11 protein-coding genes are annotated in these 13,003 nt (G+C 46.4%); 6 read left to right on the forward strand and 5 right to left on the reverse strand.

The features are described 5' to 3' along the window. Window positions 1-216 precede the first annotated feature (216 nt). The 3 genes from QUB04_RS24810 to QUB04_RS24820 all read right to left on the reverse strand — a co-directional run bounded on the left by QUB04_RS24810 (window position 217) and on the right by QUB04_RS24820 (window position 4,663). Complete coding sequence (locus tag QUB04_RS24810; RefSeq protein ID WP_242725377.1) at window positions 217-468, reverse strand: TIGR02450 family Trp-rich protein; 252 nt, start codon at window positions 466-468, stop codon at window positions 217-219. Between the two features lie 641 nt (window positions 469-1,109). Beyond that, window positions 1,110-1,262: a hypothetical protein gene (locus QUB04_RS24815; RefSeq protein WP_333119930.1), complete on the reverse strand. Its 153-nt coding sequence runs from the start codon at window positions 1,260-1,262 to the stop codon at window positions 1,110-1,112. Window positions 1,263-2,827: 1,565 nt separating this feature from the next. After that, entirely contained in the window at window positions 2,828-4,663 is a 1,836-nt protein-coding gene (locus QUB04_RS24820; RefSeq protein ID WP_333288467.1) for a caspase family protein, read from the reverse strand. Window positions 4,664-4,943: 280 nt separating this feature from the next. On the opposite strand from QUB04_RS24820, the gene QUB04_RS24825 reads away from it, so the two are divergent. The 5 genes from QUB04_RS24825 to QUB04_RS24845 all read left to right on the forward strand — a co-directional run bounded on the left by QUB04_RS24825 (window position 4,944) and on the right by QUB04_RS24845 (window position 8,773). Continuing rightward, a complete protein-coding gene (locus tag QUB04_RS24825) occupies window positions 4,944-5,645 on the forward strand; it encodes a V4R domain-containing protein (protein WP_333128737.1) in 702 nt (233 codons plus the stop codon). Window positions 5,646-5,739: 94 nt separating this feature from the next. Next, window positions 5,740-6,006 (forward strand): hypothetical protein, encoded by a 267-nt coding sequence (locus QUB04_RS24830; RefSeq protein ID WP_333042386.1) that lies wholly within the window; start codon window positions 5,740-5,742, stop codon window positions 6,004-6,006. Between the two features lie 170 nt (window positions 6,007-6,176). Next, complete coding sequence (locus QUB04_RS24835; RefSeq protein ID WP_333288469.1) at window positions 6,177-6,644, forward strand: phycobilisome protein; 468 nt, start codon at window positions 6,177-6,179, stop codon at window positions 6,642-6,644. A 50-nt stretch (window positions 6,645-6,694) separates the two neighbouring features. Beyond that, window positions 6,695-7,357, forward strand: coding sequence for a V4R domain-containing protein (locus tag QUB04_RS24840; RefSeq protein ID WP_333288471.1), 663 nt, complete (start codon window positions 6,695-6,697; stop codon window positions 7,355-7,357). Window positions 7,358-7,606: 249 nt separating this feature from the next. Then, entirely contained in the window at window positions 7,607-8,773 is a 1,167-nt protein-coding gene (locus QUB04_RS24845; protein WP_333288473.1) for a pentapeptide repeat-containing protein, read from the forward strand. Window positions 8,774-9,111: 338 nt separating this feature from the next. Here QUB04_RS24845 and QUB04_RS24850 read toward each other — a convergent pair whose 3' ends face one another. After that, window positions 9,112-9,582: a phycobilisome protein gene (locus QUB04_RS24850; RefSeq protein WP_333288475.1), complete on the reverse strand. Its 471-nt coding sequence runs from the start codon at window positions 9,580-9,582 to the stop codon at window positions 9,112-9,114. A 38-nt stretch (window positions 9,583-9,620) separates the two neighbouring features. After that, complete coding sequence (locus QUB04_RS24855) at window positions 9,621-10,103, reverse strand: 2Fe-2S iron-sulfur cluster-binding protein (RefSeq protein ID WP_333057691.1); 483 nt, start codon at window positions 10,101-10,103, stop codon at window positions 9,621-9,623. A gap of 502 nt (window positions 10,104-10,605) precedes the next feature. On the opposite strand from QUB04_RS24855, the gene QUB04_RS24860 reads away from it, so the two are divergent. Then, entirely contained in the window at window positions 10,606-12,543 is a 1,938-nt protein-coding gene (locus tag QUB04_RS24860; protein WP_333288477.1) for a serine/threonine-protein kinase, read from the forward strand. Window positions 12,544-13,003: the final 460 nt, after the last annotated feature.

Below are 13,003 nucleotides of genomic sequence, written 5' to 3' on the forward strand. Positions count from 1 at the left end.
GTTGCATCAAAATAATAAAATCGAGTTAACAGTTAATACTCAACCATTGAGTTTTTCCACCCCTCCTTCTACAGTCAACAGTCAACAGTCAACAGTCAACAGTCAACAATCATGTATGAGTGCAACCGGAATTGATATCACTCCGTATTGGTTTGGCTCGGAACGATAGCTGCAGGCGGCGGAAGTTCCGCTCACTCTACCCCACAGCCCTGTCTTTTAGTCAGCAGTTTCTAATTCCTCTAATTCTTGCGTAGACTGCCATCCAGCTTGCCAGAGCGATCGGTCTTTGAGCTGTGCGGCGTTCAGCCAAAAACGGACATTTGGATCGCAAGCCGCCACCATTTCTGCAAATACCCATTTACCTTCGTTTTTTCGGTTGACCACTTGAAAGTGTCGCCACCCCCAAGTTTTTTGGTGTGAAGTCCATCGGGAACCAACTAAATAAGGAAATTTTTGTTTTTTGCTCACAGTATTTTTGTGGAAAAATATATTAGAAAGCCAGTGAATTGTAATAACTCGTTCTGTTTGATGATATTAATTCCCTATTAAAGCTCGTCAAATCCTCTCCCCCTCTCCCCTTCTCTCCGTCCCATCTCGAACATAACAGATAATATAGAGCCGCAGCAGCTTACATGAGAGTTCACCTAAACTCTATCTGCAAGTAGATGCGTTTATTGTAACTTGCAGCCGTTTCGCATGGGGGCTCAAAAGTAAGGGCAGTTCAATGACTGCCCCTGTAATTAGTTATACCTATTGAATAGGATAATTTTTCAGGCGATCCACAAATAGCAAATTTATCCAGTACGAGCTAAATCGTGAATCTCAAATCTAAAAGCAAATAACCCAGGTTATAGTTGTGCAGAATAATCCCTTCTGTGAAACTTACTCAAATCTACTTTTAGAGCAGGTTTGACGTTCACTTCCTGCTTCAACCAAGGCGGTCGGCCGCTTCTTGTCCACAGGCGTGTTTTCGAGCCCAACTTTCCCTACAAACATTTTTTCAATCTTAATCGTGTTTCATTGATCCTGTACAGCTCAATAAAAACGCACTTTTAGGTAAGATTGACTAATTTCTTTGATTCTGTCGCTACCTCTTGATTACTTCCCTGTTAAGGCTTTTGGCCGGATAAGTCCAGAGGAAGTTGGGGAAGCCGGAGGCGAACCGCATTTGTTTGCAGCCACAGAGTGATAGCGTGCTTCCGTTGCGGAGTCACGTACTCTCCGGGTCGGATCACGCCAGCACAGACGCCGATGTTTTTCATAAGGGTTTCTCGCTCCGATGAACTTGCACCCTGTAGCAACCTGACTTGGGCTTTGATAAAATCCACGTTCATAGCTGAAAGTAAAAGTAAGTAAAGAACTCAGTTAAATAGCGATGCTTTGCTTCCGATTGTAACTCTAAAACCACTTGGTATGAATCAAATTGATTCAACATCCCCATCCTGGGGATCGGGGCGTCTAGAGCTAGCCAACTTTATTTACTTTATCTGTTTTTGCTAGCAAAAGTGTCACTATGCTAGCAGTTTTGGCAGAATTCTTTATAGTTAAGAACTGTTACAAAGTTGGCTCGATTTCCACCATACGGCAGAGTTTAGTGCTAACGCTACTTTCCTGAACTCAAAAAGTTCAGCATTGTCTCCAACTCCTTGCCTTCCTAGGTTTTACACCCCCCGATTGGGAAGCGATCGCTCCGGGAACATTCCTATTCGATCGCCCCTCTTAACACCCGGACACCGCCACATCACCCTATTGATTTAGCTCGTCCTGTAGACTTGGCTGTGGACTATAACTTTAGGCATACGTGTTGTTACCGGGGCTACAATAAGCGAGCAAGTTTTTATTCTTGTTTCTCAAGGAAATATTTTTTGGATTTTCTTGCAAAGCCCTTATTTCTGTTAATTAAGGCAGCGTTGTGAGCTCCGGGCCAACGAAGACTCGCAGCTTGCGAATCCAGATATTTTGTGCTGTGTGGCGTTGAATCTGTTTCCTGAATTGATTAGGGGCGATCGCTCGTCGGCGAGAATTGCCAGTAACGGCTCATTTTGTATAATTCATAACAGATCAGTCACTGCTAACAATTTAAAAAGAACACAAGTTTAAACAGTCTTCCATCAGTCGATCGCTCCTAATAGCCCACAAAAAGGGATCACAAAAATTAACTCTGCATACCCGATCTTTTAAGACGATTTTGCCTTAGCCATTTGCCTTATATAGCAATTCGATATAGCCAAATTTGCTGACAACTACAGTTCAAAAAACTATAAATTAAGCTGATAATTTGCCGCATAAAATACAAAAATATATGGTTTTATTGCCATTAAATTTAACGAATTTAGGACGTATTTAGAAGGTAAAAAATATATATCGACAGCCATCCTTCTTGTTCAAAAAACTCGTTTTTTACGGCGGATGCGCCGATTTAGAGAACTCTGGATGTGAATTAAAGATATTAATTAACCCGCGTTGCACAATTTGAGGATTATTGTGGGGAGTAGGGTTAGGCGTCCCGCCTGCTGTGAAAATACACGCCTTCAGGCTCATGGGCCCATCCACAAAAAACATCAAAATCATCCCAGTATTATGCAACCCCAATTAACCAGCCCATACGATATCTTTCACTCTACAAAAACGAACCTGCCAGGGGGCATAGAAAATCCCCTCCCGCCGAAGCTGGGGAGGGGAAATGGTGCAGAAAATTATTGGTTTTAAATTATCGATATGTAGGTCTCTTTTTGCAGTATCAAGAGGTATCGAGCGAGCGAACGACCTACTTGGGTCAGTCGCTAAGATAATTTCCCGGTGGGGAACCGAGAAATTATCAACTAAATCAACCTTTTTTCTGCTGGCGTTGGAGCTTCGTTTTCCAATTGGCGATCTCCTTCTGAGCCGGCTGATAACTCTTAGTACCCGACGGCACCAGCGAAGCAGCTTCAACTGCCTCTTTCAGCTTTCCTTGAGAGCCGCGCAACTTAGCAATTTTGAGAATACTTTCGCTCCACTCTCCAATTAACTGTTGAGCTTCTTCATACTTCGGCTGACCGGGTTCAATTTTATTAGCTTGCTGGATGCCTTTACTGTAAGAAGAGGCAACCCCCCGCTTAATTTGACCCTTAGCAGCCGATAGCAAAGCAGTATTTACATCCTGGTCTTTGGATAGCTCCTCCCACTGAGCGATCGCCTCTTTCGACTGATTGTACACAGGCTTATTGACATCCGGCATCAATTTAGCCGCGCCGATCGCCCCCTGGAAATCGCCCCGAGCAGCCCGCCCGTTAGCTATATCCAAAATCGTTAAACTCCAGCGCTCAATATCCTGCTGAGCCTGCGGGAAGAGCGGATCGCTAGGCGGAATCGTTCGAGCCTTAACCACCGCTTTATTAAAACTAGAAGCCGAACCATCCTTAAGGAAAGTTTTTGCCTCAGCCCACACCTGCTGGCTCGATGGTGGCTGCTTGGTTCCACTCCCTGCTTGCACCGCCCGCGGTTGGTTCTGCGACCCCCCAGTACCAGTAAATTTTTGAGAGCCAGGGTTTTGGGCATTTCCACCAGGCGATCGAGGATCTCCTTCCTGCTGACCAATAAAAATTGATTTGTTCGTCACAAAAACACCCAACAGCAGCACCAAAGCCGTAGCTGAACTCCACAAAACTAGCTGCTGCAAAAATGACTTATCCGACCCCCCGTTATGCTCATCCTCCGGCTTTTGCAAGTTCGGTCGATCGCCCCCCCGATCGGCAGGGGCCACAGCATTCGGCTGCGACACAGGCGGCATCTCAACCGGCGAATCCTCAGCGTTGCGAACTGCCGGAGGCAAATCCATTCGAGCCGTCGCCGTAGCCATTTGCGGGTGATCGAACCCATCAGCCGTACCAACCGTCATATTGCCGTTGCGTCCGGCCAACGCAGCAGTTGGTACCCCTGAAGCATCCGGCAAAATCACCAAATTAGCCTTTCCCGGAGGATGCACCACCATCAAAGGTTCTTGTTTCGGACGCAAATGGTGGTCACACAGCTCCGGCACTCGATCGCTCAAAAAACGGTCTAAACCCTTAATGGTCATGCACTGTCCCGATCGTAGCCCCTCCAAAAGCGCCGTCGTAAAAAACCCCTGACGCAAAGCCGAAGTTTCCCGCGAAACTTGATTCGGGCGGCAAGAAAGCACCGTCGGGATTTCCCGTTCCCGCGCCAGCTCAACCGTTTGAGAGCCGATCTTTTCCCCCGCTTTCACAATCTGGCTGCGGTTCATATCAACCAGCACCAATACCGTTTCCGTAGGAGCGTTTTTCAGAGTATTCAACAGCAACTCTACCGGAATCCCCGTACCCTGAATGTCAGCCGGATTGCCGTCAATCGGCATCAAATAATCCTTACCTTCATAGCTGACACCGTAGCCGCTAAAAAAACACCAGAGTAGATCTCCTTGTTGCACATGTTGCGCGCAGAGGCTTTGGGTCAATCTCAGAATATTTTCCCGATTTGGATATGTAGATTGGCCCCACAGCGACGGCGAGCTATCGGTCATCAGCAGACATCCATCCGGCGCAAAACCCGCCTCCTCAGTCAAAAAACCGTACAGAGCCTCTGCATCCTCTTGGGCATAACTCAAAGGCTGGAGTAACTGATATTGATTGATGCCTATTGCAATACAAGCGTGATTTTTCATCCCCATATGTCCTATATATATAGTGGACAGCCTGCACAAAACGATAACACATACTCGTTTAAGGTTATACCCACTTTCGCCAGCACTCACATACCAGTTGTCCGAAGGCAGAACTCCCAACAAGCCCCCAAATTTAGCATCCTAGAATTTTTAATTTTTATATGCTCGTAAAAATTTATACCCTGCCTGCCTTTAGAAAAATGAAGTTAAATTGGATACACAGGCCAGTCTATTTGACTCTAATTTTCACCAAACTACACCAAAAAGGAATAACCCGCCAATGGTCTCTACCGCCAAAAAAGAAATATCCCCCCACAGCGAATCGCTCTTGAAGCAAAAGCATCCTAAAACTCACAGCCACTATAGGTTTCAGGATTTTTTTGCCTTCGATCGCCAGATGGGTACAATTGACGACTGGAATGAGTCGCGCAACATTTTTACCAGCGAAGACTTCATTATCGGTTTGGTGGAGGGGCTCGAAGAAGAAGTCGGCCCCGCGTCCTCTGTCATCATGTATACTATTGGTTGCCAGTGGGGACTCCAAGATTCCGAATTTTTTCAAAAATGGTTTAGTGCCGAATACAGCCAGAACATTCGCCAGTCAAATCTCATGTTTCTGCTAGAAACTTGGTGGTGGCCTTTCACGGCTCAAGGTTGGGGTCGCTGGGAAGTGGACATGAGCGATCGCAAACACGGCTGCATCTTCATCAACCTCTTTGACTCAGCAGTTGCTCGCACTTTGGGCGACGTAGGCAAACCGGTTTGTCACCTATACGCCGGTTTGTTCGCCGGTTTCTTCGGCTCTTTAGTCAAAAAGCCTCTGAGCTGCATAGAACTCCAATGTTACTCAATGGGAGAAACCTATTGCAAGTTCCTGCTTGGCAACCCAGATAAAATTGATGCAGCAGCCTTCTGGCTCAACGAAGGTGCCAACGCCCGCGATATTCAAAATCGACTGCAACACGGTGAAATATTGCGGTAAACAACCTGGAAAGGCACATCCCCTGCCCTGCCTTTCCTCCCACCAATTTCGCGATCGAAAGTGCAATGGTGGATTTCTCCAGGCAGGAAGAAAGATGAAAAGTCAAACTTCATGGTTGGACCAATCTGTCCAAGAATTCTTTGGTCACTATAATTGGCTGGGAAAATCTTTAGAAACCCCAAATGGCTCAACCCCCGGTCAACTTCTGAGTTTAACCCAGCCAGTAGCAGACTTTTTTCAAGCTATTTCTTGGGAAGGAATTCCGGAAGTAGGTGCTCTACCCCTACCGCCACCCTTGCCAGTAATTTCTATTTCTGAACAAGCAGAAGTCACCATTGATGACCTATTCGACCTGTTTTAATCAATGTAGGGAATGGAAAATGAAAAATAGGGCAATCCCTAATCCATCTTCCCTCACCCCTCTTTCCTCATCCTTCAAAATCCCTTAGTTAAATCCGTTAAATCCCGTACATTGCTCGTTGCCGAACTTCCTTCCTTTTATCAATTACCGATTACCACTTAATTAAAATCATGCACCCTGAGATTGAGGCGCTGCTGGATCAGGCAGAAAACCGCTTTTTAAAAGGCGAAGAACTCATAGCTTTTAAGCGTCAAGCTGTCACCCTTGTCCAGCGCTTAAAAATTTACGAATTTTTGCGAGAGAAGGAAGCAAGCATCTTCCAACCAGTAGCCAACAAGCTACAAGAAACGTTCCCCGACGAAAAACAAGAAACCTTAGAACGATCGCTCAAACATTGGGTGTTAGTCTTGCGGTACTGCGCTATGGCTATGCTGCTAAACGATCAAAATTTTTTAGAACAGCGCCTTGTAGACTGGCTTTCCGGCATAGTCGAAGCCCACCAAACTCAAAAGATCGAAGCAACTGTTTGCAATCTGCTGCAAACTCGCTTAAAAGAATTGCTTTCCGAGCAAGCCCGGGCTATATTGCAACCATTTTTCGACCAAGCGCAGTCAATTATTGACCAAGGTAATAAATAATCAGCTTTCTTCCCAATTTCCAATTCCCGATTCCCAATTCCTAATTTCCGATGATTAATATTGCCGACTTACTCAAACAGCCCCGACTCCCTGGAAACTACTTTGCCAGCGATGCCTACGTCCGAGGCGACCTCGAACTCGGCCTCCTCGAAAACCGCCGGGGCGATCGGCTCTTAGCACTCCCAGAAACACTGATTCAAGCCATTTATATCGGCTTAGAACAAGAAACAGGTCAAGCCTCCCGCCTCGTGCTTTTCAACTGCGGTCGCTGGTGGGGTAAAAACTTCTACGTGCGTTTTTGTGAAGAAGTCAGCGAATACTACGGTCAGCCAGTTTCTGAAATGGAAATGGTAGAATTTCTTCAGTCCTTGCAGCAGTGTTGGAAAACTCATGGATGGGGAACCTTTGAGCTTGACCCCAGCTATTCAGAACATGGATTTTTAATAGTAAAAATTGCTAACTCTCTTTTTGCTAAAACAGCCCCCAAGTCTAAGCGACCAGCCTGTTTTTTAGAAGCAGGTATTTTAAGTTCGTTCTTTAGTCAGCTTACGGGTCGAGAACTTCACTGCCTGCAAACCTCCTGCGAATCCTTGGGCTCTGACTGCAACCGCTTTATTTTAGGGCTGCGCGATCGCCTACAACCGGGCGAGTCTATGGTCGAAGAAGGAAAAGACCATGAAGCTATTCTCACTCAACTTTTCCAAAAAAACTGACTGATTTGACAGCTATTACTTTGTTGCTAATAGCTGTCAAATCGATCGATTTTTGGGTACCCATATTATCAACCGTATCATCATCAAAACTGTGAGTTAAATTATAAAAAAGCTCCTGAGTTTAAAAATCAGGTTTTAGCAATTCAAATAAAACCTGATGATAACTAGCAGCTAGAAACTTCATAACTTACTCTAGAAATTCATAAAATTTAAAACCAATCAAAACCTCAAACATTTTGCTAGAACTTAATGGACGCCAATGAACTTCTAAATCGATATGCAGCCGGCGAAAGAGATTTTAGACTGGCAAATCTGCGCGGCATTGTGTTGAGTCCGATCGATTTATACCGTTCCAGCGATGCCCCAACTCTAATTTTGGCAAACCTCAACCAACACCAGCAACGACCCTACTTAATCGGTGCTAACCTCAGCGGGGCCGACCTCACCAAAGCCCATCTAAGCCGAGCCAATCTCAGCAAAGCTGACCTCAGCGGAGCCAATCTCACCGGCGCCAACCTCATGGCAGCCAGTCTGAGCGGAGCCAATCTCATCGGAGCCAATCTCACCGGCGCCAACCTAGCCGGATCTCATCTGAATTGGGCAAACCTGACCGGAGCAATTCTTCCCAATGCTAATCTCATAGGTGCAGATATGAGCGCGGCTAACCTCACCAAAGCCATTCTCACTGAGGCAAATCTCAGTAAAGCCTATCTGATTAAAGCTAATCTCAACGGGGCGAACTTCAAAGATGCTTACTTAAGTCTAGCGAGTCTGAAAGAGGCAGACTTGACCGAAGCACAACTCACGGGAGCCGAATTATCCAAAGCCAACCTAGCCGGAGCCAACTTAACCCGTGCTAACCTCAGCAAAGCCAACCTGTTGAAAGCAAATCTCAGGCGAACTAACCTCACTCAAGCCTATTTAAACGGCGCGTGCTTGAGCGGATCAGACCTTAGCGAAGCTTGCTTAGATAGAGCCAATTTGTGCAAAGCAGACCTGAGCAAAACCTACCTGAGAAACATCACTTTAAATGGCAGCCATTTAAGCGGTATTAACCTCAGCGGGGCAGATCTGGGCGGTGTAGACTTGAGTGGCAAACTTTTAACTGGAATTAATATGGCAGAGGCATTGTTGAACGAAGCCAACTTGAGCGGTGCTTATCTTATGGAAGCTAAGTTGAGCGGGGCAAACCTCAGCAAAGCCAACTTGAGTCTAGCCTACCTGATCAATGCCGACCTTTCTAATTCTTGCCTGCATGAAATTAACTTGAGCAAAGCTAACCTGAGTAAAGCCAACTTGCAGAAAGCTGACTTGACAGGAGCCAACCTGCGGGGAGCGATTCTCACTGAGGCGGATTTGACGGGAGCGAAGTTGATTGGAGCCACTCTTCCTAACGGCACAGTTTATCGGCGTTAACTTGTCAACCGATACTTTTTCGCTAACATTTGCTAACAAATACATAAGTTAAGAGAATCTCTCAACAAAGGCGTATCAACCGATGCCCGTAGAAATTTCTACAAGCACTTATATTCTTGCCTTCAGCTTGGTTATCGCTTACAGCTATTAGCCAATCTGATTATTTGCTTTGATACGCAAGGGAGGCAACTTATTTATATAGCGGTTGCGTACTACCAAGGTTTTTCACCTAAATCAGAGTGGCTAAATTCATTCTATATGATATAAAGACCTCGGGCCAATGTAAGTGATTGTTAGCAAATGTCAGAAAAAGTCTTACTGTTAATCCACCCCCTTGATTATTTGCCTAGTAAAGTGCGGTTGATGTCCAGAATTGGAAAAAATAGGTTCCTTTCTTCCACTGTGAGATATTGTTTGAGAACCTTTTTCATCACATCGTAGGTCACGCTCGCACTATTTCTAACTTGAACAGCGCCTAAAATAGTTTGCAACCAAAGTAGTAGCCGATCGCGCAATCGTTCCGTATCATTAATCAACAGTGCTGCCGCCGAATGCCTCAACACCCGCACAATATCTCCACGGCACTTTTCAGTGACATCGTTACCCCCCCGCCGAAATAAACTAGGGTCTAGAGACAGCATTTGTGCTTCCACTTGCCGCATAATTTCTGTTTCAGAGGCTTGAATTTTTTTATAAGCACTCATCCGGTGATTCAAAGACTGAAAGTAGTCTTTCAAAAATTGGAGTTCTTCTGCACTGGCGTAGCGTCCGTCTGCTTCCATGCTCAAACGCGCAAGTTGGCTCAACATAGATTTTTCTCTACTACTAAAATACAAACATATCAGTTTTAAGCTTCTTTAGTCCGAACTAAATACTGTCCTACTTGAAAGCGGGTTTCATTAAGCTGTGTAACGATAGAACGAGTAATTAACTTTCCTGATTCTACAACTACTTGACCCGTAATTGGGTGTAATAAATCTTGCTGGGCGCGGCGGCCGATCAGAGCTTCGACATTTTCAATAGCATTAATGTACATCCCCGCAGGCAACTCTACAACCACACCCTCGCCCATAATTTGAGCCTGACAAGCAAGTCGCGAATTGGCTTTAGCCGTAGTAATGACTTCCAACGTCCTTTTCTCGCGGCGGTTCATGTCCGACAAGCCTTCCATGCCTTCTTTAATGTAAACATGGCAGGTAGCGCACATTCCCCGCCCCCCGCATTCCTTGAGAACATCTAAGTCTTTGGAAAGTAAGGCAGACAGGATATTCGATCGGGTTTCGACTGCTATTTCCTCCGCAATTGGATCTAGTTTAATAATTTTAACCATATTGATGTTTGCTCCTGTCAAGTTCAGTATTTAGCAAGTTACGATCAACTTATTCAAAGCGCAAATAAAGTTGGCTAACACTCAAAAAGGTTAAGATGCCTTGACGACAGCATCGGCTTCTGGCTTTCTAACCCCTATGGCATAACCCCACTTCTGTTTTGGTCATATCGCTGTTCCCTCGCCCCGATTCCCCAGATTAGCCTTGAAAAGCTAAAACCTTAGATACTTTCTGCATGGCATTGAAAAAACTGTAATAGTCGCGATCGACTAAAATAGCAGCCACAGGTAGTTCCCGAGCGGGTACAGGCATCCGGCAAGATTGATAGTGATTCCGAAGCTCAAGGATTTTAGTAGGTGCGACTGTGCGATCGCTCTCAAAGAGGCTGAGAATGAACCTGAGATAACATAGGCTGTACCTGGCGAGGGATTCAAAAATTTGAATTTTTGTCAGAATTATTTACATATTTTAATACTAGCTCAAGCTTTTTCTATAATTAGACCGATGCAACATTCTAAGTACCGCATTTTAGGGCTAGTCGGACAAGGACAATTTGGTCGAGTCTTTTGTGCCAGCGTTCGAGAAGCTCCCGCCCAGGACTCCCGCCTCACCAGCCAACTGGTTGCTCTCAAAGAACTTAGTCATCAAAAAGCCCCAACTAGCGAATTCTTGCGAGAACTGTGGTTTCTGATCACCTTGCAGCACCCGAACATTGTTACCTGCCGAGCTCTAGAACACACAGCTACAGGCAGGTACTTGGTTATGGACTACTGCGAGGGAGGAACCCTCCGCAACCTGCTCAAACAAGAGCGCCCCTTGCGTCTACTCGAAGGTTTGCAGCTAGTCATGGAAGTTTTAGCAGGCTTAGACTACGCCCACCGCCGAGGCGTAGTTCACTGCGACATCAAACCCGAAAATATCCTCCTAACTTTAGGAGCAAAAGGTTGGTCGCCCCGGCTGTCTGACTTTGGCATCGCGCGTCGGCTGCCAGAAATAGGTACCACTCGCCTCCACCAAGAAATTTCTCCCGACGCTACCGTAGGTTCCCCCGCTTACATGGCCCCAGAGCGGTTTTACGGTCTTTTTTCCCCGATGTCAGATATATATGCAGTAGGAATTCTGCTGTTTGAATTGCTAATGGGCTACCGCCCTTTCGGGGGAACCCCCGGAGACTTGAGGTGGGCGCACCTGAATCAACGCTTGCAATTTCCCGACGCCATCCCCGAACCTTTGCAAGCAATAGTCAAAAAATCTTTAGAAAAGCTGCCAGCCCGCCGTTTTGCCAGTGCTTCCCAAATGGCTCAAGCTCTGCGGCTGATCATGTACGACCCCGCTGTCAGACAATTGGGCGACTGCATTATTCCTTGGGAAAGCCCCACAACCAGTGGTGATAAAAGTCTGAAGTCGGAAACTGACTCTTTGCTGGAGGTGGAAGAGGAAAAAGCATCACAGTCGGCTATTAATTTACTTCGGACTGTGCGCTATTCGCTTTCGCAGCCAAAGCCACTGATACTTCCTGCACCGGTGACCGCTTTAATTGCCACTGAAACGTATCTCTATGCTGCTGTAGGTACAGAGGTGAAGGTTTGGTGTCAGCCGGAAAAACAGCTAGTTACAGGAGAAATGTCTACTTCTATTTCATTCATGGCCGAAATCGTGCGCGGCATTTTACCTGTTTCCAACGGCTGCTGCGTTCTCACTCCGCAAAAACTTTACTGGCTCAACGATCGCTCTTGGGAGCCTCAATGCCTGCTGGATATGGGTTTGAGGCAAGGTCTAGATGCTTTAAAAGCTGCTATTGACTCTCACGGCAACTGGTTGACAGTAGCGGTTCCCGGCGAACTGCGTTTTTATTCTTTAGCTGGAAACAGCACGGCGGGCGATCAGAAAAAAGCCCTGAAGCTGATCGCTACTGTGCCGTTACCAGAACACTATTTACCAGAATTAATGTTTTTGGATCGGCGACACGTCTTAGCCGTTTGGCCGGACAACGAACCCAAAAATCCCCAAACTATTTTTAGAGTTTACACTCGCCGCGGCACGCCGGTGGGTTCTGTGCGGTTATCTGCCAGCGTCGGACAGATCCTATTGACACCTGAGCCTTATACTTTGCTGGGAATTCCCCAAGGTGGTAAAGCGGCGGTGCTGTTGATGAAATTGTGGCCGCTCAAGGTAGCGCGAATTCCCCTGGAAAGTTTGCCCGTGTCTGCTTGTGTGGCTAATTGGGGATGGGTATTGGCAGATGTTGGGGGCCAGATAGAAGTGTTAAACAGTCAAGGGATTCAAGTAGGGAATTTTAGCAGCCCCGCCTCACCCCGGGCGATCGCTCCTTGGGGGAATAGAGGTTTGGTGATTGCTGTCAATACTGAGGAAGAGAGTCACTTGCACTTTTTAGATGTAGATGTTGAGGAGACCAACTCGCGCTCGCTCATCAAGGGCTGATAACTGGGGTAACTGAAGGAGTTTGGGGGTCTAGTTCAGGATAGTGTATTTGCGGGCGATCGATTCCTGGGAGTTCGATCGGGGTTAGAGTACCGTGTCGTGTCAACTTCGGGATTTTGAATCAGAGGAATTGTTAAGGGCGATCGGCTCAATCTGAGACCCAAACCTCCCTCAGTAAAGTCCCAGAAATGCAGACACCACTTACATATATATATGACTCATGCACCAGCCTGCTTCTGTCATCCTCACCCTGTGATCCAGCCTCACCCCTTACACTCTAACTTTGCCTAACCTCTACTCCAAGTAAGCCCCATCATGTTGAACCACTGAGTCCTTCTACCCATGCGCGGGAAATAGTCCGCCCCAAAGCCGTATTTTGGCCCAAAAAAAGACCCCATAGTTAAAAGAGGAGTCAGCCAAGGGATACCGGAGCCGGCCATAAGTGTCGAAACCCTTACTG

Origin of the sequence: Microcoleus sp. D2_18a_B4 (assembly GCF_036702475.1) — a bacterium.
Classification (GTDB): Bacteria; Cyanobacteriota; Cyanobacteriia; order Cyanobacteriales; family Microcoleaceae; genus Microcoleus.